This window comes from Pseudomonas sp. ZT5P21 (assembly GCF_054897785.1).
Window position 1 is genome coordinate 1,577,273 of record NZ_CM142705.1, and the last position, 21,782, is coordinate 1,599,054.

Annotated in this window: 22 protein-coding genes and 2 pseudogenes; 16 read left to right on the forward strand and 8 right to left on the reverse strand. The window is 58.6% G+C overall.

Features of this window, described 5'->3' with window-relative positions; all coding sequences use genetic code 11:
• Positions 1-4: 4 nt before the first annotated feature.
• Positions 5-241, reverse strand: a complete 237-nt coding sequence (locus ACYZT9_RS07210; protein WP_003213031.1) for a DUF3820 family protein — start codon at positions 239-241, stop codon at positions 5-7.
• 207 nt (positions 242-448) lie between these two features.
• On the opposite strand from ACYZT9_RS07210, the gene ACYZT9_RS07215 reads away from it, so the two are divergent.
• The 4 genes from ACYZT9_RS07215 (at position 449) to ACYZT9_RS07230 (ending at position 4,131) form a co-directional block, all read left to right on the forward strand.
• On the forward strand, positions 449-916 hold the full coding sequence (locus ACYZT9_RS07215) for a ferritin-like domain-containing protein (RefSeq protein ID WP_462009179.1): 468 nt from the start codon (positions 449-451) through the stop codon (positions 914-916).
• A gap of 155 nt (positions 917-1,071) precedes the next feature.
• A complete protein-coding gene (locus ACYZT9_RS07220) occupies positions 1,072-3,060 on the forward strand; it encodes an FUSC family protein (protein ID WP_462009180.1) in 1,989 nt (662 codons plus the stop codon).
• Positions 3,047-3,253 carry a DUF1656 domain-containing protein gene (locus ACYZT9_RS07225; protein WP_056741485.1) on the forward strand — a complete coding sequence of 69 codons (207 nt, stop codon included), beginning with the start codon at positions 3,047-3,049 and terminating at the stop codon, positions 3,251-3,253. The genes ACYZT9_RS07220 and ACYZT9_RS07225 overlap by 14 nt, the downstream gene beginning before the upstream one ends.
• 11 nt (positions 3,254-3,264) lie before the next feature.
• The gene (locus tag ACYZT9_RS07230; protein ID WP_462009181.1) at positions 3,265-4,131 is read left to right on the forward strand and encodes an efflux RND transporter periplasmic adaptor subunit; all 867 of its coding nucleotides are present in this window, start codon (positions 3,265-3,267) and stop codon (positions 4,129-4,131) included.
• Positions 4,132-4,242: 111 nt separating this feature from the next.
• On the opposite strand, the gene ACYZT9_RS07235 is transcribed toward ACYZT9_RS07230, so the two are convergent.
• Entirely contained in the window at positions 4,243-4,713 is a 471-nt protein-coding gene (locus tag ACYZT9_RS07235) for a MaoC family dehydratase (RefSeq protein ID WP_462009182.1), read from the reverse strand.
• Positions 4,714-4,753: 40 nt separating this feature from the next.
• The gene (locus tag ACYZT9_RS07240; RefSeq protein ID WP_462009183.1) at positions 4,754-5,698 is read right to left on the reverse strand and encodes a lysophospholipase; all 945 of its coding nucleotides are present in this window, start codon (positions 5,696-5,698) and stop codon (positions 4,754-4,756) included.
• A gap of 227 nt (positions 5,699-5,925) precedes the next feature.
• Here ACYZT9_RS07240 and fadD2 point away from each other — a divergent pair, with 227 nt between their 5' ends.
• Together fadD2 and fadD1 are read left to right on the forward strand one after the other, a co-directional pair.
• Positions 5,926-7,614 carry a long-chain-fatty-acid--CoA ligase FadD2 gene (fadD2, locus tag ACYZT9_RS07245; RefSeq protein ID WP_462009184.1) on the forward strand — a complete coding sequence of 563 codons (1,689 nt, stop codon included), beginning with the start codon at positions 5,926-5,928 and terminating at the stop codon, positions 7,612-7,614.
• A 392-nt stretch (positions 7,615-8,006) separates the two neighbouring features.
• Entirely contained in the window at positions 8,007-9,707 is a 1,701-nt protein-coding gene (gene fadD1, locus ACYZT9_RS07250; protein ID WP_462009185.1) for a long-chain-fatty-acid--CoA ligase FadD1, read from the forward strand.
• Positions 9,708-9,909: 202 nt separating this feature from the next.
• Here fadD1 and ACYZT9_RS07255 read toward each other — a convergent pair whose 3' ends face one another.
• On the reverse strand, positions 9,910-10,287 hold the full coding sequence (locus tag ACYZT9_RS07255; RefSeq protein WP_077047210.1) for a hypothetical protein: 378 nt from the start codon (positions 10,285-10,287) through the stop codon (positions 9,910-9,912).
• Positions 10,288-10,488: 201 nt separating this feature from the next.
• On the opposite strand from ACYZT9_RS07255, the gene ACYZT9_RS07260 reads away from it, so the two are divergent.
• The 3 genes from ACYZT9_RS07260 to def all read left to right on the forward strand — a co-directional run bounded on the left by ACYZT9_RS07260 (position 10,489) and on the right by def (position 12,357).
• Positions 10,489-10,680: a CsbD family protein gene (locus ACYZT9_RS07260; RefSeq protein WP_462009186.1), complete on the forward strand. Its 192-nt coding sequence runs from the start codon at positions 10,489-10,491 to the stop codon at positions 10,678-10,680.
• A 184-nt stretch (positions 10,681-10,864) separates the two neighbouring features.
• Positions 10,865-11,821: a YihY/virulence factor BrkB family protein gene (locus ACYZT9_RS07265; protein ID WP_462009187.1), complete on the forward strand. Its 957-nt coding sequence runs from the start codon at positions 10,865-10,867 to the stop codon at positions 11,819-11,821.
• Positions 11,818-12,357 carry a peptide deformylase gene (gene def, locus ACYZT9_RS07270; RefSeq protein WP_462009188.1) on the forward strand — a complete coding sequence of 180 codons (540 nt, stop codon included), beginning with the start codon at positions 11,818-11,820 and terminating at the stop codon, positions 12,355-12,357. The genes ACYZT9_RS07265 and def overlap by 4 nt, the downstream gene beginning before the upstream one ends.
• Positions 12,358-12,491: 134 nt before the next feature.
• On the opposite strand, the gene ACYZT9_RS07275 is transcribed toward def, so the two are convergent.
• Positions 12,492-12,908, reverse strand: a complete 417-nt coding sequence (locus ACYZT9_RS07275) for a GNAT family N-acetyltransferase (RefSeq protein ID WP_462009189.1) — start codon at positions 12,906-12,908, stop codon at positions 12,492-12,494.
• Between the two features lie 332 nt (positions 12,909-13,240).
• On the opposite strand from ACYZT9_RS07275, the gene ACYZT9_RS07280 reads away from it, so the two are divergent.
• From ACYZT9_RS07280 to ACYZT9_RS07295, 4 genes are all read left to right on the forward strand, one after another.
• Positions 13,241-14,182 (forward strand): fatty acid desaturase, encoded by a 942-nt coding sequence (locus ACYZT9_RS07280; protein WP_462009190.1) that lies wholly within the window; start codon positions 13,241-13,243, stop codon positions 14,180-14,182.
• Positions 14,183-14,325: 143 nt separating this feature from the next.
• A complete protein-coding gene (locus tag ACYZT9_RS07285) occupies positions 14,326-15,117 on the forward strand; it encodes a phosphate/phosphite/phosphonate ABC transporter substrate-binding protein (RefSeq protein WP_462009191.1) in 792 nt (263 codons plus the stop codon).
• 246 nt (positions 15,118-15,363) lie between these two features.
• Complete coding sequence (locus tag ACYZT9_RS07290; protein WP_462009192.1) at positions 15,364-15,897, forward strand: sigma-70 family RNA polymerase sigma factor; 534 nt, start codon at positions 15,364-15,366, stop codon at positions 15,895-15,897.
• The gene (locus ACYZT9_RS07295; protein ID WP_462009193.1) at positions 15,894-16,907 is read left to right on the forward strand and encodes an ABC transporter substrate-binding protein; all 1,014 of its coding nucleotides are present in this window, start codon (positions 15,894-15,896) and stop codon (positions 16,905-16,907) included. The genes ACYZT9_RS07290 and ACYZT9_RS07295 overlap by 4 nt, the downstream gene beginning before the upstream one ends.
• 123 nt (positions 16,908-17,030) lie before the next feature.
• Here the strand turns inward: ACYZT9_RS07295 and gstA are convergent, their stop codons facing one another.
• The gene (gene gstA / locus ACYZT9_RS07300) at positions 17,031-17,633 is read right to left on the reverse strand and encodes a glutathione transferase GstA (RefSeq protein WP_462009194.1); all 603 of its coding nucleotides are present in this window, start codon (positions 17,631-17,633) and stop codon (positions 17,031-17,033) included.
• A 99-nt stretch (positions 17,634-17,732) separates the two neighbouring features.
• On the opposite strand from gstA, the gene ACYZT9_RS07305 reads away from it, so the two are divergent.
• The 3 genes and pseudogenes from ACYZT9_RS07305 to ACYZT9_RS07315 all read left to right on the forward strand — a co-directional run.
• Complete coding sequence (locus ACYZT9_RS07305; protein WP_462009195.1) at positions 17,733-18,605, forward strand: LysR family transcriptional regulator; 873 nt, start codon at positions 17,733-17,735, stop codon at positions 18,603-18,605.
• A gap of 517 nt (positions 18,606-19,122) precedes the next feature.
• Positions 19,123-19,794: pseudogene (locus tag ACYZT9_RS07310) on the forward strand (PAS domain-containing protein); the annotation flags it as partial.
• 114 nt (positions 19,795-19,908) lie between these two features.
• A pseudogene (locus ACYZT9_RS07315) lies at positions 19,909-20,337 on the forward strand (methyl-accepting chemotaxis protein); the annotation flags it as partial.
• A gap of 55 nt (positions 20,338-20,392) precedes the next feature.
• Here the strand turns inward: ACYZT9_RS07315 and ACYZT9_RS07320 are convergent.
• Positions 20,393-20,953 carry a hypothetical protein gene (locus tag ACYZT9_RS07320; RefSeq protein WP_462009196.1) on the reverse strand — a complete coding sequence of 187 codons (561 nt, stop codon included), beginning with the start codon at positions 20,951-20,953 and terminating at the stop codon, positions 20,393-20,395.
• A 158-nt stretch (positions 20,954-21,111) separates the two neighbouring features.
• On the reverse strand, positions 21,112-21,744 hold the full coding sequence (locus ACYZT9_RS07325) for a glutathione S-transferase family protein (protein ID WP_462009197.1): 633 nt from the start codon (positions 21,742-21,744) through the stop codon (positions 21,112-21,114).
• Positions 21,745-21,782: the final 38 nt, after the last annotated feature.

Below are 21,782 nucleotides of genomic sequence, written 5' to 3' on the forward strand. Positions count from 1 at the left end.
CGGCTCAGTGGCGAGGGGCGGGTTTGCCATGTTTGGCGCGCAGCGGTTCCAGCAGCTCTGACAAGCCGTTGTGATCGATTTCCTGCATCAGGGCCAGCAAGCCGCCCAGTTCGCCATGGGGGAAACCTTCACGGGCGAACCAGTTCAGGTAGGGGCCGGGCAGGTCAGCGATGATTCGGCCCTTGTATTTGCCGAAGGGCATTTCACGGGTAATCAGCAGTTCGAGCTTTTCAGGGTTCATCAATCGGGTCGTCTTGATTCAGTCAGTCCCTGGAAAATACAGGCATTCTGCATGCAGGCCAATTGACAGATCATGCAAATAACGCGGATGCAGATTTCAGTTGTAAAGTTAAGTTATTGAAAAATAAAGACTAAGTTATCAATTCAAAGCTGGCATGCACGGTGCAATACCTATTGCATCTTTCATCCACCCGCAAGGAATTGAAAAATGACCGACATGAACAAAGAAGCGATCTCTGTACTCAACGACCTGATTGAAACCTGCAAAGACGGTCAGGAAGGGTTCAAGACTTGCGCTGAAGACATCAAACACCCAGAACTGAAAACGATCTTCATCCAGCGTTCCGCCGATTGCGCCACTGCGGCTTCGGAACTGCAAACCGCCGTGCGTTCGATGGGTGGCGATCCGGAAACTTCCACCAGCGTCAGTGGTGATATGCACCGTCGCTGGGTCGACGTGAAAGCCATGTTCACCGGCAAGGATGAAGAGGCCGTGCTGAACGAAGCCGAACGCGGTGAAGACCATGCGCTGAAGGCTTACAAAGAAGCCATGGAAAAAATCAACAAGCACAACCTGGTGGGCATTCGTGACCTGGTTGAACGTCAGTATCACGGCGTGCAACGCAATCACGATCAGGTGAAAGCCCTGCGTAATCAGGCTCGCGCACGCTCGTAAGCGTACAAAACCTGTCAAAAAACGCCGGCCAGTCTGGCGTTTTTTTGTGCCCGGTTTTTAACGCTGGACGGGAGATAGATAGCCAGCTAATAATTTGCTGATCAAGTCGCTTCGACGAATCCGGCTATCGTTGAATCCTTTCAAGAGTGCTTTACGTGCCTATCAACTTGCAGGCTTTATTTGCGCCTGACCGTCGCGCCTTGCAATTCGCGATCAAGACGCTGCTCGGCGGCGGCCTCGCGCTGTGGCTGGCATTGCGCTGGGGGCTGGAGCAACCGGCCTGGGCGTTGATGACGGCGTTCATTGTCGCTCAGCCGTTGTCCGGGATGGTGGTGCAAAAGGGCTTGGCGCGCCTGTTGGGGACGCTGATCGGAACGATCATGTCGGTGGTGTTCATGAGTCTGTTTGCACAGACGCCGTGGTTATTTCTTTTGGCATTGGCGTTGTGGCTCGGGCTGTGTACGGCGAGTTCGACCTTGCTGCGCAGTGCCTGGTCCTATTCGTTTGTGCTGGCCGGTTACACCGTGGCGATCATCGCGTTGCCGGCCATATCCCATCCGTTGACGGTGTTTGATCAAGCGGTGGCTCGCTGTACGGAAATCTGTCTGGGCATTCTCTGCGCCACCGCCGCCAGTGCCTTGCTGTGGCCGATGCGGGTTGAACGGCAACTGGCGGATCAGGCACGAGCCGCGTGGCAGAGCGGGATGAATGCCGCGCGCGCAACATTGTCCGGCGATGGTCAGGCACGCAAGGGGCTACTGGAAATCCTCGGCCGGATCGTCGCGGTGGACGCTCAGCGCGAGCACGCCTGGTTCGAAGGCGGGCGCGGCCGGCAACGTGCGCGGGCCATCAGCGGGCTGAGCCAGAAATTGTTGATGCTGCTGCGCATCGCCCGATCAGTGCGCCGGCAATGGAAGCAGTTGGAACCGCAGGAAGCCGAGTCATTAAGACCTTGGTTGATCGAGGTTCAGGAAGCGCTCGACCACTCGGATAATGCCACCCTGCAAACCTTGCGACCGAGATTGCTCGATGCTTGCCACGATCCGCTGATCAGCTCCGCGCAAAGCTACTGGCTGGCCCGTAGTGCGTTGCTTCTCGACAGCGCGATGGCGGCGTGCGCGGCATTGAAAGCGGTGGAAGAGGGCCGGGAAACGGTCGACCCACCGCGAACCCTCGCCCCGCACCGTGACCTGTCATTGGCGCTGGTGTTCGGTGCCCGCAGCGCCCTGGCGTTTCTGGTGGTGGCGTGTTTCTGGCTGGCGACTGCCTGGCCGGCAGCCTCGGGTGCGTTGCTGCTGACCTGCGTGGTGTGCAGCCTGTTCGCCAGTCGCGAAAACGGCGCGCAGATCGGCATGAGTTTCATGCGCGGGATTTTTCTGGCGATCCCGGCGGCGTTTATCGTCGGGCAGATTCTGCTGCCGCAGTGGAGCGGCTTCGCATTGCTCTGTCTCGGGATGGGTGTGCCGTTGTTCTTCGGTGCGCTGGGCATGGCCAAACCGCAGATCAGTGCCACGGCCACCTCGTTCTGCCTGCACTTCATCGTGTTGGTAGCGCCGCTTAACGCGATGAAGTTCGACGTCGCGAATTTCTTCAACGGCGCCCAGGCGATGGCGATCGGGGTGGGTGCGGCGGTGCTGGCATTCAAGTTGTTGATCCTGCGCAATCCCGCCTGGCATAGCCGTCGCTTGTTGGAGGCGACGCTTCACGATCTGGTGCGTCTGACCCGTCGCAACCTGCGCGGTGCCGAAAGCTGGTTCGGCGGGCGCATGGCCGACCGTTTGCTGCAATTGGCGCGACACTATCCGGAACTGCCGGAACCGGCGCGCAGTCGCTGGGATGACGGCTTGCTCGGTCTGGATATCGGCGACGAACTGCTGCATTTGCGCTTGAGCCTGGCGGTGGCGCAGGCGCCGGTCAGTGCAGCACAGCGACGCTACCTGGAGGAACTGGAAAAAGTCCTCGAACAAGGTCCGAACGGTCGTTGTGCCAATGCCCTGGAACAGCCCAGCGAAGCATTCTTGAAAACCTTGTACGCGTTGCCGCCCAGCGATGCCGTGAAACTGGCGCAGGGCGCCGTGCTGCAATTGCAGCACAGCTGGCGCGCATGGTGCCGTCAACAGGAGCAAAACCATGGGCTTGCGTGAATGGTCGGTGGGCGGTGTGCTGCTCAGTCCATTTCTTATTTATGTGCTGCTGGCGTTGCTCGTTACCGGGGCCTTGCGTCTGTTGTTGCGCCTGACGCCGGTCGGCCGCTGGATCTGGCACGAAGCATTATTCGATTGCGCCTTGTACGTCTGTGTATTGACCCTGATCACCGTCGTCCTCGGACCTTTATAAAGGAGTTGAACATGCGTACATCCGTACGTGTCGCGGTAACCCTGTGCCTGGTGGCAGTGGCGATTTTTTCCGGTTTCCATTTGTGGCAGTACTACATGCTCACGCCATGGACGCGTGATGCGCGGATTCGCGCCGATGTGGTGGTGATCGCCCCGGACGTGTCGGGTTGGGTGCGCGAGCTCAAGGTGGTCGATAACCAGCCGGTGAAGGCCGGCGACCTGTTGCTGAGCATTGATCGCGACCGGTTTGAAGCCGCGCTGGAGAAGGCGCATGCGGTGGTGCAAACCCGCCAGCAGCAACTTAGTCTGCGCGAGCACGAAGCCAGTCGCCGCGCTGCCCTCGGCCCGCAGGCGATCAGTGCCGAGCTGCGTGAGAACGCGCAAATCAACGCCGGCATCGCCCGTGGCGAACTGCGCGAAGCCCAAGCCGAAGCCAAGGTGGCTGAACTCAACCTTGCCCGTAGTCAGGTTCATGCGCCACGCAGCGGACACATGACTAACTTGCGTCTGGCCCAAGGCAATTACGTAAATGCCGGGCAAGCGGTGATGGCGCTGATCGACGATTCGACGTTCTATGTGCAGGCGTATTTCGAAGAAACCAAACTGCCGCGGATTCGCGTTGGCGACCCGGTGAAGGTCTGGTTGATGAGCGCGGGCGAAGCGCTCAGCGGGCATGTGGAAAGCGTCAGCCGCGGGATTACCGATCGCAATACCACGCCGGATGGGCAGTTGCTGGCGGAGGTGGAGCCGACGTTCAACTGGGTGAGGCTGGCGCAGCGGATTCCAGTACGGATCAAACTGGACAAGTTGCCGGAGGGGATCATTTTGAGTTCGGGGATGACGGCGAGTGTGCAGGTGCAGGAGCGGGATCAACAGTAATACCGAGGTGACACCATTCGCGAGCAAGCCCGCTCCCACATTTGACCGCGTTCTTATTGCATACGGTCGAATGTGGGAGCGGGCTTGCTCGCGAATGGTGCAAACAACGCCTTAGCCGATGCTTATCGTCGGCAAGGTCGGCAACGTCACGGTCTGCTGTTTGCGCGGCGCCAGGATTTCCGCCTCGCCATCCACCACCAACTCATCGCGCTGGTTAAACACGCGGGTCGCAATGCGCACACGAAACTTCGGCAGCTTCTCCAGAATTTCAAGACGTACAGTCAGCGTGTCGCCAATCTTCACCGGCTTCTGAAAGCTCATCTGCTGGCCAATATAAATAGTGCCCGGCCCAGGCAACTCGCAGGCAACGGCGGCGCTGATCAATGCACCGCTGAACATGCCGTGAGCGATGCGTTCCTTGAACATGGTGCCGGCGGCGAATTCCGCGTCCAGGTGCACCGGGTTGTGGTCACCGGACATCGCGGCGAACAGTTGAATGTCGCGCTCTTTGACCGTCTTGCTGTAGCTGGCGGTCTGCCCGACTTCAAGGGCTTCGTAAGGGGTGTTGGTAACCTGGGTCATCGGGTTCAATTCCTGTGACAAATAAAAAAACCACAAAAAACTATTCGGATCGGGGTGGGCGGCGGTGGCTCAGGGCTTGCGCGATCCAGCTCAGCACGTCGGCCGTCACTTCATCGCGATTGCTTTCGTTGAACAGTTCGTGCCGTGCCTGCGGGTAAATCGTCAGTTGCAGGCTCTGACTGCCAGCGGCGCGTAGCGCATCGGCCAGATCTTTCAGACGCTTGCCGTCACTCACCGGATCACATTCTCCGCCAATCACCAACAGCGGCAGGCCCGGATCGATCTGAGCGAGATTGGACGCTTTGCTGATCTGCTGCAAGCCGCCGAGCAAATCGATCCAGAACTGATTGGTGCAGCGGAAGCCGCACAGCGGGTCGTGGGCGTACTTGTCGACTTCGGTCGAGTCGCGGCTGAGCCAGTCGAACGACGTGCGCACCGGTTTGAACTTCTTGTTGAACGAGCCGAACGACAGCCATTCGATCAGTGCGCTACGACCCTTCGGCCCCTGGCGCAATCGTTCGAGGAGGGCGATCTGCCGTGCTGCGCGATAAAGCGTCACGGGCTGGAAGTTCGAACCACTGAGCACCGCGCCATACAGGCTGGCGCTGTGATGCAGCAGATAAGCCTGAGCAATGTAACTGCCCATGCTGTGGCCGAGCAGCACGATTGGCACGCCGGGATGTTGCTGGCCGATGTGCTGATTGAGACTGGCCAGGTCGCCGACCACCTTGCACCAGCCATCGTCGTCGGCGAAGTGACCAAGTGTCCCGTTTTCGGCAGTTTTGCCATGTCCACGCAGATCCGGCGCGTACACACCGTAGCCCTGATCACAGAGTTTCCCCGCCAGACGGGCATAACGGCCACTGTGTTCGGCCATGCCGTGGGCCAGCAGGATCACCGCTTTCAAAGGCGCGACAGGCAGCCACTGGTTGACGAAAAGGCGGCTGCGGTCACTCGCGGTCAGCCAGAAGGTGTCGTGGGTCATGGCGATTCCTTTGCATGGGCTCGGTGCATTGTATAGCGCATCCTTCGCTTGCCGTCTGATCAGGCCATGCCACGGCACCAAGATTCACACGATCAATGTCACCCGTTGGCATATTTGCCTGTTTCGTCATAGCTGCTAGTGTCCGTGAAGCTCCGCTTTTTGCTTTTTGTTTTTCAGACAGCGCAGAAAGCGGCCCCGGATAGGTTCAGGTAAAGAGGACAAGAACAATGCAACCTGATTTCTGGAATGACAAACGCCCGGCCGGCGTGCCACTGGACATCGATCTAGGGGCCTATAAATCGGTGATCGAGGTGTTCGAGCGTTCCTGCAAGAAATTTGCTGACCGCCCGGCCTTCAGCAACATGGGCGTGACCCTGACCTACGCCGAACTGGAACGCTACAGCGCCGCTTTCGCCGGTTACCTGCAAGCCCATACCGACCTGGTCCCCGGGGATCGCATTGCGGTGCAGATGCCCAATGTCCTGCAATACCCGATTGCCGTGTTTGGTGCGTTGCGCGCCGGGCTGATCGTGGTCAACACCAACCCGCTGTACACCGCGCGGGAGATGCGTCACCAGTTCAAGGATTCCGGGGCCCGGGCGCTGGTCTATCTGAATATGTTCGGGCAGAAGGTTCAGGAAGTGCTACCCGACACCGACCTCCAGTACCTGATCGAAGTGAAGATGGGCGACATGATGCCCGCCGCCAAAGGCTGGCTGGTCAACACGCTGGTCAGCAAGGTCAAGAAAATGGTTCCGGACTATTCCTTGCCGGAGGCCATTTCCTTCAAGAGCGCGTTGCGTCTGGGCCGGGGATTGGGCATCAAGCCGCTGAACGCCGGCCTCAACGATGTCGCCGTGCTGCAATACACCGGCGGCACCACCGGCTTGGCGAAAGGCGCGATGCTGACTCACGGCAACCTGGTGGCGAACATGCAGCAGGCGCGGGCGTGCCTGGGGCAATTCGGCAATGACGGCCAGCCACTGCTGCGCGAAGGTCAGGAAGTGATGATCGCGCCGCTGCCGCTTTACCATATCTATGCGTTTACGGCGAATTGCATGTGCATGATGGTGACCGGCAACCACAACGTGCTGATCACCAATCCACGGGACATCAAGGGCTTCATCAAGGAGCTGAAAAACTGGCGGTTCTCGGCGTTGCTGGGGCTCAACACGTTGTTCGTTGCGTTGATGGATCACCCGGATTTCAAGACCCTGGATTTTTCCAGCCTCAAACTGACCAACTCCGGCGGCACCGCGCTGGTCAAGGCCACCGCCGAGCGCTGGGAGCAACTGACCGGTTGCCGCATCACCGAAGGCTACGGCCTGACCGAAACCTCGCCGGTGGCGTGCACTAACCCATACGGCAATAAATCACGGATCGGCACGGTCGGCCTGCCGGTGCCGGGCACCACGCTCAAAGTCATCAACGATGAAGGCGTCGAGCAGCCGATGGGCGAGCGCGGCGAGCTGTGCATCAAGGGCCCGCAGATCATGAAAGGCTACTGGCAAAAGCCCGAAGCCACCGCCGAAGTGCTGGATGCCGAAGGCTGGTTCAAATCCGGCGACATCGCGGTGATCGACCCGGACGGTTTCGTGCGCATCGTCGATCGCAAGAAAGACATGATCATTGTCTCGGGTTTCAACGTGTACCCGAACGAGATCGAAGACGTGGTGATGGCTCACCCGAAAGTCGCCAACTGCGCGGTTATCGGTGTGCCGGACGAACGTTCCGGGGAGGCGGTGAAGTTGTTTGTGGTGGCGCGTGAGTCGGGGGTCAGCCTTGAAGAGCTGAAAGCCTACTGCAAGGAAAACTTCACGGCGTACAAAGTGCCCAAGCACATCGTGCTGCGTGAGTCGTTGCCGATGACACCGGTGGGCAAGATTTTGCGGCGGGAGTTGCGGGATATTGCCTGATCGGTGAATGGCCGCGCTCGCGGATCCCTGTAGGAGCGAGCTTGCTCGCGAAGGTCGTCAACGATAACGCGAGAAACCAGATGTCACGCGGTGACCTCTGGTTTTTCGCGAGCAAGCTCGCTCCTACACCGTCGCCTTAAGCGCCGGTTTCAGGGGGTTTCAGGGCTTTTATAGAATTTTTGCTCTAAAATGACTGCTTGTAATTCTTGAGTCACAAATGTGACTTTGTAGGACACTTTTGGCTCTAGTAGGCCCTTGGCAAAGCTGCTACTCTCGGCGCGTTTTGTGACCTCTAGGCCTTCTGTAAAAGCCAGACTCACCAACAATCAAACACCAATAATAATCGCATCAAATGCGATATTTGAATTCGCGTTGCTGAGGAGTGGGCTTCCATGATCGAAGACTTCTGGAAGGATAAGTACCCTGCCGGGATTGCTGCCGACATCAATCCGGACGAGTATCCGAATATTCAGGCAGTACTGAAACAGTCCTGCCAACGCTTCGCCGACAAACCGGCATTCAGCAACCTGGGCAAGACAATTACCTACGGTGAACTGTACGAGTTGTCCGGTGCCTTTGCCGCTTACCTGCAACAGCATACCGACTTGCAGCCGGGCGATCGAATCGCCGTGCAGTTGCCCAACGTCCTTCAATACCCGGTCGCTGTGTTCGGTGCCATCCGCGCCGGGCTGATCGTGGTCAACACCAACCCGCTGTACACCGCGCGGGAAATGGAACACCAGTTCAACGACTCCGGCGCCAAAGCCCTGGTGTGCCTGGCCAACATGGCGCACCTGGCCGAGACCGTCGTGCCGAAAACCGGCGTCAAGCACGTCATCGTCACCGAAGTGGCCGATCTTCTGCCGCCGCTCAAGCGCCTGCTGATCAACAGCGTCATCAAATACGTGAAGAAGATGGTCCCGGCGTACCACTTGCCCAAAGCCATCAAGTTCAACGACGTGTTGAGCAAGGGCCACGGCCAGCCAGTGGCTGAAGCCAACCCGGCCAACAGCGACGTGGCAGTGCTGCAATACACCGGCGGCACCACCGGCGTGGCGAAGGGCGCAATGCTGACCCATCGCAACCTCGTGGCGAACATGTTGCAATGCAAGGCGCTGATGGGCTCCAACCTGCATGAAGGCTGCGAGATCCTGATCACACCGCTGCCGCTGTACCACATCTACGCGTTCACCTTTCATTGCATGGCGATGATGCTGATCGGCAACCACAACATCCTGATCAGCAATCCGCGCGACTTGACGGCGATGGTCAAGGAACTGTCGAAGTGGAAGTTCAGCGGTTTCGTGGGTCTGAACACGCTGTTCGTTGCCCTGTGCAACAACGAAGGTTTCCGCAAGCTGGATTTCTCGGCGCTGAAAGTCACCCTGTCCGGCGGCATGGCCCTGCAACTGGCTGCGGCCGAGCGTTGGAAAGCGGTCACCGGTTGTGCCATCTGCGAAGGTTACGGCATGACCGAAACCAGCCCGGTGGCGACGGTGAACCCGATTCAGAACATCCAGATCGGCACCATCGGCATTCCGGTTCCATCGACCCTGTGCAAAATCATTGATGATGCCGGCGTCGAGCAGCCGTTGGGCGAAATCGGCGAGCTGTGTGTGAAAGGTCCGCAAGTAATGAAGGGCTACTGGCAGCGCCAGGAAGCCACCGATGAGATCCTCGACAGCGAAGGCTGGTTGAAAACCGGTGACATCGCGCTGATCCAGCCTGACGGCTTCATGCGCATTGTCGATCGCAAGAAAGACATGATCCTGGTGTCCGGTTTCAACGTGTACCCGAACGAACTCGAAGACGTGTTGGCGACCCTGCCGGGCGTCCTGCAATGCGCGGCCATCGGCGTGCCGGACGAGAAGTCGGGCGAGGCGATCAAGATTTTCATCGTCGCCAAACCGGGTGTGACACTGACGAAAGAGCAGGTGATGGAGCACATGCGTGCCAATGTCACTGGCTACAAGGTGCCGCGTTCGGTCGAGTTCCGCGATGCGCTGCCGACTACCAACGTCGGCAAGATCCTGCGTCGGGAATTGCGTGATGAAGAGCTGAAGAAGCTCAACGCGAAGAAAGTAGGCGCGTAACAAACAAAAAGCCCCGCAGATGCGGGGCTTTTTGTTGGCAGCGATATCAGAAGTGCTCTTGTGGCGAGGGAGCTTGCTCCCGCTCGACTGCGGAGCAGTCGCTATCCGGGCGAGGAAGAAACACCAGAAGTACCGCGGCGCCTGATGTGGGGCCGCTTCGCAGCTCAGCGGGAGCAAGCTCCCTCGCCACAGGGGATTGGTGTTATTGGCGGAACGGCGCGAAATTAACGTTGGTGCCCGCCGGGCGCATGTCCTGCAGATACGAATCCTTGTCCGCACTCAGTTCCAGGCTCAACGCAGCCTTGCGCTTGCCCTGGTTACGCACCACCAGCCCTTCGAGCTTCTCGCGCAGGAACACCGTCGGCACTTTCAGGTGCAGCAGTTCGTCGGTGTCCGGCGTGTGCATCAGCAGGTGAATCCATTCGTACTGACCAATGGCCAGGCGCGCCACCGGGATATCGAACCACCAGATGTTGCGGTTGCGGTTCAATTCGGTGAAGTGGCAGTTGTTGACGCCAAGCACAGCACCGCCGAGTTCCTGGTTTCTGCGGGCAATGGCCTGCTTTTTATCGAGTTTCATAACATTCCTACGGGATTGGATCTTCAGCGCCATCGCCTGAATACGTTGCGCATTCTCGGGGGTTGGTCGGCAAACATAAAGCGCAACCTGCATTGAACGATGAAAAGTCGCTGTGAAAATAAATGAAACTCCGTGCAAACCCCTCCGGTCAATCTTTGTGTAACGACTTTTTCTCGTTCAATTGTTCACAGGAGAAACACCATGAGCAGCACTGGCGATAAAGTAAAAGGTGTAGCAAACGAAGCCGTCGGCAACGTCAAGCAAGGCGTCGGCAAGGTTACAGGTAGTGATAAAATGCGCGCCGAAGGCGTGGTGCAGGAAAAGAAAGGCGAAGCTCAGCAAGCAGTGGGCAAAGCCAAAGACGCGGTCAAAAAAGGCGTCGATAAGGCTTGATTCGGCCTTTGGTGAATATCAGAAACGGCCATCCACGGATGGCCGTTTTTGTGTCAGCCTGAACCTGGCTGGTTTACCTTGAGCATGGAAATTGTTTCAAAGTCGCCAAACAGGCTACTTTGATGTAGAAAACGGCCCCTGAGTCGCCACGACTTCAACCGATTTGCGGCGAAAGGAGACGCTTATGATTTTCCCGGACATGAAAGGTTTGCCCATCCACCGTGTGATGGTGCGCACGGTCACCGAGTTCGTTGACGACGAGATGTCGACCTATGCCTCGGCGCTGGCCTATCAAATGCTGTTTTCGTTGTTTCCCTTCATTCTTTTTCTGATCGCCCTGATCGGTTTTCTGCACCTTCCGGACTTCTTCTCGTGGCTGCGCCTGCAATCGGAACTGGTCCTGCCGCCCCAGGCGCTGGAACAGGTGAATCCGGTGATCGACCAGCTCCAGCAAGCCAAGGGTGGCTTGCTGTCGGTCGGTATCGTGATCGCTCTGTGGACGGCATCTGCCGGTGTGCGGCTGATGATGAGCGCGATGAACGCTGCTTATGACGTGGTCGAAGGCCGCCCGGCCTGGAAGCGTTTTCCACTGTCGATCATCTACACCGTCGGCATCGCCGGCATGTTGCTGATCGCCGCTGCGCTGATGGTGCTCGGGCCGCAGGTGATGAGCTGGATCGCTGCGCAAGTGGGCCTCGAATACTTCATCGTCACGCTGTGGACCGTCGCCCGCTGGCCGGCGGTAGTGATTCTGCTGATGGTGGCCGTGGCGCTGATTTATTACGTCATGCCCGACGTCAAACAGGAGTTCCGCTTTATCACGCCGGGTTCTGTGCTGGCTGTCGTGGTGTGGATCCTCGCGTCCCTGGGCTTCGGTCTGTACGTCAAGGAGTTCGCCAACTACAACGCCATGTATGGCAGTATCGGCGCGATCATCGTGCTGTTGCTGTACTTCTATATTTCCGCGGCGGTGCTGTTGCTCGGCGCGGAGATGAATGCGGTGATCGAACACATGTCGGCCGAAGGCAAGGACCCCGGCGAAAAGGCCCCCGGCGAGCCCGATGTTGAACCTAAACACCACGTTTCGGGACTGGGTCGGGATCACTCGATCAAGCCGAGCACTGACGAAGTGATCAAATGATCCGTGAAATCCTGAAAATGGGCGACGAGCGCCTGCTGCGCGTTGCGCCGCCGGTCCCAGCCGAAATGTTCGACAGCCCGCAGTTGTGGCAGTTGATCGACGACATGTTTCAGACCATGGAAAGCGTCGGCGGGGTCGGCTTGGCTGCGCCGCAGATCGGGGTCGACCTGCAATTGGTGATCTTCGGTTTCGAGCACAGCGAACGCTATCCGGATGCCGAAGCGGTGCCGCAGACCATTCTGATCAATCCGCTGATCACGCCGTTGAGCCCGGTGATGGAAGAGGGGTTTGAAGGTTGCCTGTCAGTGCCCGGCCTGCGCGGCGCGGTGGACCGTTATCAACAGATTCGTTACGAAGGCTTCGACCCCAAGGGCGAACCGATCGTGCGCATCGCCGAGGGCTTTCATGCGCGCGTGGTGCAGCACGAATGCGATCATCTGATCGGCCGGTTATATCCGTCGCGGATTACTGATTTCAGTAAATTCGGGTTCACTGAAGTGATGTTCCCGGATCTAGACCCCAACGCCGATGATTGAAACCACCATAACCCCCTGTGGGAGCGAGCTTGCTCGCGATGAGGCCGTGACAGTCAATACTGTCGGTGATTGACACACCGCAATCGTCGGAACGCCGCCCGGATCAAGCTCGCTCCCACATTTGATCTCCATGCCTACCCAACCGGCTCCAGCCCCATCGCAATCATCGGCTTGCTGCGCGCATAACGGTGCAGACGTTCGACCATGGCGTAAGGCATGCTCGGATCGAAGGCAAAGCCGCGTCGTTCATAGAATCCGCGCAAATCCGGATGACAGAACAGCCACACCGGTTGTTCGAGACCTTTCACCGCTTCTCCGATCAACGCCGCCGCAATCCCTTGCTCGCGGCACGTCGGATCGACGAATAAACCGGTCAGCCAATGCCCGCCCGAGACGGGTCGCAAGCACAGTGCGCCAACAATCTCCTCGCGCCTGGCGACCCAGAGCTGAGCGTCACGCACCGCTTTCATCGACGATTGGTGAGCGCGATAGAACTTGTTCATCAGCGGCCATAACTGCTCGGCGAGCAGGGTGTACTGGATGTCGGGCATGGATTGAGTTTGTCGCTGGGCAAAGCGGGTGATTATAAAAGAACGCGCGGCCGGGGATAGGTGTATACCTGATCTCACATCCCGTATGAGTGGAGTACGTATCATGGCCAAAGGCATGGATTCAAAAAAAGCGGCAAAGAAGAAACCGGCGAAAACCGCCGATGAAAAACGCGCGGACAAGAAGGCCAAAAAGGTGGATGTGTTCGGCCATTGATCCCGCGACAAGGGAGCCCGGTCCTCGGGCTCCTGCTGCTCTAACGATAACCAAATAATCTGCAAGATTTCCCGACGCCATTGCACAGAAGGGGACTGGTCCCGATCTGAGCAACGCCATGCCTCATTACTTCGATAGCGCCCACCGAGAAGAAATCGAATCCCTGCGCCAGCGCCTCACCGCTCGCACAGAGTGGCCGACCTGGTTGCTGCTGATCGGCGTGTACGCCGGATGGTTCAGCCTTGTGTTGGGCAGTGCCCGACTGGGTGTGTGGTGGAGCACGCTGTTGTTGATTCCATTGGTGGCGCTCTGGTTGTCGGTGCAGCATGAATTGCTGCATGGTCATCCCACCCGCTGGACCACGCTGAACAAAATCCTCGGCTACGCACCGTTCGCCGTCTGGTACCCCTACACCTTGTATCGCGACAGCCACTTGCTGCATCACCGCGACGAAGACCTGACCCTCCCGGGTCTCGATCCGGAAAGCCGCTACCTGAGCGCCGAGCAGTGGCAGGACCGTTCACTGTTCGAACGGAGCCTGCACCGGCTGAACAAAACTGTGCTCGGGCGCTTTATCCTCGGTGCACCGCTGGCTTTGCTGGCGCTGGCGCGCGAAGAACTGCAACGTCTGAAAACGGGCGAAGGGCAGGCTTGGTTGATGTGGCTGACCCACGGCGCACTGACCATGTTGATGTTGCTGTTCATCGCCCGCTACAGCGCGCTGTCGGTGTGGCATTACCTGTTGCTGATCAGTGTGCCGGCGCTGTCGATTGCGATGATCCGCTCTTATTACGAACACCGTCCCCATGCGCAGCCCGAGCAACGCACCGTGCTCAATGAAGCCGCGTGGCCGTGGCGCTGGCTGTTCCTGAACCTCAACTTTCATCTGGTGCACCACGACTTGCCAGGACTGCCCTGGTACGACTTGCCCCGCGCCTATTACACGCGCCGCGAGCAGTGGCTGGCACGCAGCGGCGGGTTTCTGGTGCAGGGTTATGGCCAGTTGTGGCGTGAGAATGGGATAAAGGCAATCGATAGTCCACGGCATCCGTTTCACTGATTTTTTATGATCAACACCTGACCCCTGTGGGAGCGGGCTTGCTCGCGAAAGCGGTGTGTCAGGCAACATTTACATCGACTGACACGGCCTCTCGCGAGCAAGCCCGCTCCCACATTAGATTTTTCTTGTACGGGAAGATTTTGATGACTCAAGACATCGCTGAGCTGCTCATGTACGTCGCCCCCGAACCCATCCGCCAGGCCAACGAGCGCTGGTTGTCGCGGATACTTGGGCGTTTGGGCGCCACCCGCCGCAACGCCGAAGGGCTGGCGCTGATGGAGCTGTGGCTGTCCCCCCACTTGCTGCTGACCCAAACCTGCGGCTATCCGCTGATGACCACATTGCGTGGCCAGGTTCGGGTCATCGGCCGGCCTCGCTACGAACTGCCGGACAGCAGCGGAGGCAATCACTGTAGCCTGCTGCTGAGTCGCGCCGATGACCCACGCCGGACCTTGCCCGCTTTTTTTGGCGGCCGTGGCGTGATCAACGGCGAAGACTCCAACAGCGGCATGAACCTGCTGCGTCAACGATTGGCGCCGCTGCATCGGGATGGACAGTTCTTCGACAGTGTCGGTATCAGCGGCAGCCACCACGAAAGCCTGCGCTGGCTGCGTGAAGACCAGGCCGATTTGGCGGCCATCGACAGCGTGACCTTCGCCTACCTCGCGCGCCACGCCGAGGAGGAAGTCGCCGGTCTGCGCGTGGTGGTGCGCAGCGCGTTCAGCCCGACCTTGCCGTATATCACCGCTGCGACGCTGACCGATGAACAGATTGAGGCGCTGCGGCAGGTGATGAACGAGGCGTTGCGGGAGCTGCCTGATGTGGTTGAAATCCTTGGTTTGCACTCGGTGCTGCCAGCCAGCGAGAGCGACTATCAAGTCATTCTCGATTATCAACAGGAAGCTGAGGCGTTGGGGTTCGGGTGCCTGCGTTGACTTAAGATTTTTTCGCGGGCAAGCCACGCTCCCACAGGTTCTGTGTCGATCACGAAATTGATGACCGACACAGAACCTGTGGGAGCGTGGCTTGCCCGCGAAAGCGATCTATCAGGCGTTATAGATTTTAATGCCTCTATGGAATATAAAAATTCATTTTAAGTATTATTAAAGAATAAGCCTCCTTGCTAGGATCCGCCTCACCGGACCACCGGACATTCAGCGACCCTAACCTTTGGAGCCACTATGTCCGGCACCGACTTTTCCCATCACAACGACGTGGGCGGATTGTTCCGCGCCCATTACCCCTGGCTGTGTGCACGGTTGCGACGGCATCTGGGGGGAAGTCCCAGTGTCGAAGACATCGCCGCCGAAACCTTTGTGCAACTGCTCGAAGCGCCGGGCCTGACTCCGATCCGCGAGCCCCGCGCCTTGCTCACCACCATCGCCCGCCGACTGATCTATCAGCTCTGGCGCCGCCGCGATCTGGAACGTCAGCACCTCGATCAACTGCAACACCTCGATCAGCCGCAAGCGAGTTCGCCCGAGGAACTGCTGCAATGGACCCAGGCGTTGCACGGCTTCGACCGAACGCTTCAGCGCTTGCCGGGCAAGGTCCGGGCAACGTTCCTGTTGTCGCGAATCGATGGCCTGACCTACCCGCAAATCGCCGCCGAGCTGGGCATTTCCCAACGCTCGGTCAGCGTCTACATGACCCGCTCCCAAGCGTTGTGCGCCCGGCACAGCGCCAATGAACCCTTGCACCAGAGGTCCGCATGAAATCGATCAAAACCCTGCTCGGCAGTTCGCTGCTGGCCCTGAGCCTTGTGGCCAGCCACGTTCCCGCCGCAGAAAAAACCGCACCGATCCACTTCGGTGACATCACTTGGGAAAGCGGCAGCCTGATCACCGAGATCCTGCGGTTGATCGTCGAAAAGGGTTACGGCTACCCCACCGATACCTTGCCTGGCAGCACCGTCAGCCTCGAAGCGGCGTTGGCCAGGAACGACATCCAGGTGATCGGCGAAGAGTGGGCCGGGCGCAGTCCGGCCTGGGTCAAAGCCGCAGCGGAACGTAAGGTATTTGGTTTGGGCGATACCGTTAAAGGCGCCACCGAAGGCTGGTGGGTGCCGGAGTACGTGATCAAAGGCGACCCGGAGCGCGGCATCAAACCGCTGGCGCCTGAGCTTAAATCCGTCGCCGACCTGGCGCGCTACAAGGATGTGTTTCGCGACCCCGAAGACCCGAGCCGCGGTCGCTTTCTCAACAGCCCGACCGGCTGGACCTCGGAGATCGTCAACAGTCAGAAACTCAAGGCCTATGACCTGACCACCAGCTTCGTCAACTTCCGCACCGGCTCTGGCGCGGCGCTGGATGCGGAGGTCGCGTCGTCGATCCGTCGCGGCAAGCCGGTGTTGTTCTACTACTGGTCGCCGACACCGCTGTTGGGCCGTTTCAAACTGGTGAAACTCGACGAGCCGCCGTTCGACGCCGAAGCCTGGAAGACCCTGGCCGATGCCAACCACCCTAATCCCAAAGGCACGCGCTCGATGCCGGCAAGCCTGGCCATCGGCGTGTCCGCACCATTCAAGACGCAATATCCGGATTTGGTGGCGTTCTTCGAGAAAGTCGATTTCCCGATTGATCTGCTGAACCAGACCCTCGCCCAGATGAGCGAAAAGCGCCAGCCACCGCGTCAAGTCGCGGAAGCGTTTTTGCGGGATCAGCCGCAGATCTGGAAAGGTTGGGTACCGGGGGAGGTGGCTACAAAAGTGAGTGCGAGTTTGTAATCTCGCTTAATGTTTTGCGGTGCCTGAACAACCGCTTTCGCGAGCAAGCCCGCTCCCACAATGGATCTCGCGGTGGGATACGAATTCCTGTGGGAGCGGGCTTGCCCGCGATGGTCTCCAGCCTTACACCCACTCCGCGGCCAACGCCGCTTGCACTGTCGGGCGCAAATCTACTCGGGCCTGAAACCGCACCAACGCCGGCCATTCATTCAAATCAATCGCAAACAATGGCGCCCATCGCAACACCGTGAACAGATAAGCGTCCGCAACGCTGAACCCATCCGCCATCAGGTAATCCTGCCGCTCCAAGGTCTGGCACAACACCGCAAACCGCTTGAACAACTTCTCCTTGATCGGTGTTTTCACTTCCTCCGAGAACTGCGCGTTGAACAGCCATCCCAGCCCGCCATGAATCTCCGTCGAAACGAAGTTCAGCCATTCCTGCAACCGCACTCGCGCGAACGTCCCATTGGCTGGCGCCAGGTTCGCCTCCGGTCGCAGGTCCGCCAGGTACTGGAGGATCGCCGGGCCTTCGGTCAGCACTTCACCGTTGTCGAGTTGCAGCGCCGCGACGTAACCCTTCGGGTTGATGACGAGGAAGTCGGAGCCGCTAATGGTCTGTTTGGTGCGGTTATCGACGCGGATCAACCCGAAGGGCAGGCCAAGCTCGCGTAGCACAATGTGCGGGGCGAGTGAGCAAGCTTGTGGTGCGTAATACAACTTCATCGGCAGGTCTCTGGTCCGGGGTTTTCGCCAGTGTCATAGTGCGCGACGCCCTCGGTAAAATTAATCTTTCAGAAAACTGCCCTAAGGAAAGCTACTGCCATGATGAATCTGATGCATTGGCGAATGGTGGTGGCGGTGGCCGACACGGGCAACATCACCCGCGCGGCCGAGCGGATCGGCATGACTCAGTCAGGGGCCAGCCAGGCGCTGGCGCTGATCGAAGAAACCCTCGGCGTTCAACTGTTCAGCCGGGAAAACCGCCAGACCGTACCGACGGCCATCGGTCTGCCGGTCATCGAGCAGGCGCGCAGCATGCTCGGTTCCTTGGAAAACATCCGCAATACCGTCGATGCCGCGAAAGGCATTCAGCGTGGAACGATTCGCCTGGCCAGTTTCCCCATGGTACTGGCGACCTTTCTGCCGCCGCTGCTGCGCCAGTTCAATCGGCTTTATCCCGGCATTCAGGTGGTTGCCCTGGAAGTCAGCGACGATGAAGTGGAAGCACTGCTTGGCGCCGGTCTGGTGGATATCGGTGTGGTGTTGAACCCGGCGCCGGAGCGCAATGCCGGCCTTTTGGGGCGCGATGCCTGGGTGGCGGTTCTGCCGGGCGGTCATCCGTTGGCGCGGCGCTCGGTTGAAGAGGGGGTCACCCTCGCCGAATTAGCGGATCAACCCTTTGTCCTGGCCACGGGCGGCTGTTCGACCAACGCCCGCAGCCTCGCTATCGATGCGGGTTTGCAGCTGCATGACATCCGCGTCGAAGTCCGTGAATGGAACAGTGCGTTCACCTTGGTGCGGGAAAACATCGGTGTGACCCTGGTGCCGGAAATGACCCTGCCGAACCAGCTTCCGGGCCTGCGTGTGGTGCCGCTGAAACCGCGAATCGATCGCGAGTTCGCCTTGGCGGTCGCGGCTAACAAGCCACCCTCGGTGGCGGTGCAGGCATTGTTAGGCATGCTGGCTGAAAAGTGAATCGGTCCTGAGCTGAACCGATTTTGTCCTCAATGCTGGCCGACTAGTGGCCTTGCAAGGCCATTACGGCTGTCTATGCTGACTCGTAATTGACTATTCGGCCGCCGTAAGGGCCGATATACAGGGTTCAAGAGTGCGCAACCCAAGGCACCGGCGCTGAGCGACAAGGAGCTTTTCAGTAAAGGGAGTTACTTATGGAAACATCAGGGCTGGCCCGGTCCCGGGCTATCAAGAGACGGATGTCTTGATAAGAGCGTCGCCGCATGGACTCTCCGATTCAACATCATCGATCACCTGACCGTTCCTCCCGTGGAGGAATGCGTGTGCCTGTGCCATGGAAGATTGTCGTGGATACGTTGAAAGACCGAAGAACTTTCATCAATCAAAAGACCGCGCTTAGGGTGATACGACTATGTTTAACCTACATCACAAAGCAGACCTGCTGGAAATCGAACGCTGCCGCTGCGCGCTGACCGAGGCCAACGCCAAGTTGGCGGCCGTCAGCCGTTCGATGGCAATGATTGAGTTCACCCCTGAAGGCATCATCCTCGATGCCAACGAAAACTTTTGTGCCGCCATGGGTTACAGCGTCGAAGAAGTGCGCGGCAAACATCACCGGATCTTTTGCGAAGAAGCGTTTTACCGCAGCGAAGACTACGCCCGATTGTGGCGTGACCTGGCCCGTGGCGAACCGGTCGGCGGCACCTTCTTGCGTTTGAACAAGAGGGGCAAGGAGATCTGGCTCGAAGCGAGCTACATGCCGGTTTTCGGCCCCGACCGCCAGGTAAAAAGCGTGATCAAAGTCGCCACGGACATTTCTGCCAGGGTTAACAAAGAACACGAAAACGAAAGCATGCTCGCGGCAATCGGTCGTTCCATGGCGGTGATCGAATTTACCCCCGGAGGCCATGTGATTACCGCCAATGAAAACTTCCTTAAGACCACGCATTACTCGCTCAACGAAGTCGTCGGTCAGCACCACAGCATGTTTTGCCACCGCGCCGACGCAGAATCCCAGGCTTACAAAGCGTTCTGGGCCTCACTGAATCGCGGCGAATATCACTCACACCGTTTTGAGCGCAAAGATAAACACGGCCACACCATTTTTCTTGAAGCGTCCTACAACCCGTTGTTCGACACCAAGGGCCGGCTGTACAAAGTGGTCAAATTCGCCAGCGACATCACGAACCAGGTGACCACCCTGCAAACCGCTGCCGAATCGGCCCACAGCACCTCGGTCCAGAACGACGCCTGCGCGCAGAAGGGGTCGCAGGTGGTGCAGCAAACGGTGCAGATCATCCAGGACATTTCCAGGGACTTGAACGAGGCGGCGCTGAGCATCGACGCGGTCAGCAAGCAGTCTGACATCATCGGCACCATCGTCCAGACCATTCGCGGCATTGCCGATCAGACCAATCTGCTGGCGCTTAACGCGGCGATCGAAGCGGCCCGGGCCGGTGAGCATGGGCGTGGGTTTGCCGTGGTCGCCGATGAGGTTCGCGGCCTCGCCGCACGTACAAGTCAGGCGACGCTGGAAATCGTCGAAGTGGTGCGCAAAAACCATGATTTGTCGTTGAGTGCGGTGTCGAGCATGCAGTCGAGTTTGAGCCGGACCGGCCTTGGGGTGGAGCTGGCGAACGAAGCGGGGGAGGTGATCCTGGAGATTCAGCAGGGATCGCGGCATGTTGTTGACGCGATCAGCCAGTTCAATTCGACACTCCAATTGAATTGATACGCTGACCTGCAGGAGCCGGCAAGCCTGGCTCCTGCAACAGCATCTCTCGCTGTTAAAGCGAGGCGAGGAACTTGTCGACTACTTGGGTGCTGCCTTTCTCGCTACCACTGTTTTCTTTCTCGGCCTGCGCCAGTTTTATCTTGTCTTGCAGGCGGTCGGCGATTTCCTTACCGATCGCCAGTTGTTTCTCTGGCGGCATGGCTTTCAAGTCTTCTTCGCTAATCCCCATCTCCTCGAGAATACTGTCGCGCAACCGCTGTTCCGGCGTTTTGCTCATGTAACCCTTGAAGTCGGCCATGGCGGTGCTTTCACCAGCCTTTGGCACTGTCGAGGACTCGGTGACTTGCAGCGCGACCCGGGTTTTGGCGAACGCCTCATCGATGTTGTCGCTGATTTTGCTGGCGGCGTTGACCTGTTCCGTGGCGAGTTGAGAGGCGGCGGCCTGGACCCTGCCATCGTTCTTCACCTTTTGCAGCTGGATATTGTTCTGCACGTTCTGCATCACAGCGGCTTGAAGGCCGCCCTGAAGACCGGCGGCAGCTTCCGCGGTCGGATCTTCACCTGGTTTCTTGGGAAGCGGCGTCATTAAATTCTGTTTGGCACTGACCAACATGATGAGAAGACCTGTAGGTGTTAGCGGTGCAGCGTGTGGAGCAATTAGTGTGCCTAAGAATTTCAGGACAATAGTTTCAACAAGTTATGGCTGTAGGCTTGCGCTTGCTTTCGAGGAGGGCGGTCAAACTTTGCCGCTTGGCGGCAGAGGTCGATTCATCAGGGAAGGCCGTTGCAGCCGTGTTTCAAGAAACCCGGACGTTGTGCCAATCGTTGAAAATACTCGTCGATGGCCGGGTAGTCGGGGCGTTCCATCGGGGTCATCAGCCAGCGGTTGACGGACAGTCCGATGACAATGTCGGCCAACGTGAACCGTGGTCCGGCGACATAGGCTTTGGTCGACGCGAGTTGATGCTCGAGAATGCTCATCTTGTGATTCCAGTCGCGCAGGCCGGTGGCAATGAGATGCGCGTCCTGAAACTCTGGATCCTTGCGAACCAATGCCGTAAACGCATAGCTCCACGACCGATTGAGTTCGGTGGCTTGCCAATCCATCCATTGCTCCACCCGGGCGCGTGCAGCCGGTTCGTGCGGCAGCAGATCCGTATTCTGGTGTTTGCCGGCCAGATAGCGGCAGATGGTGTTGGATTCCCACAGCACGCCGGCGTCGTCGATGATCACCGGTACGAGTGCGTTGGGATTGAGCCTGAGAAATTCCGGCGTGTGGGTCGACGTAAAACCGCCGCCCCAATCCTCACGTTCGTAGGAAACACCCAGTTCCTCACAGGTCCACAGGACCTTTCTGACGTTGATTGACGAGGCTTTACCCAGAATCTTCAGTGCATGTTCCATGGGGCTACTCCGTTAGCGGTTCGGGGCTTCGGGAATTT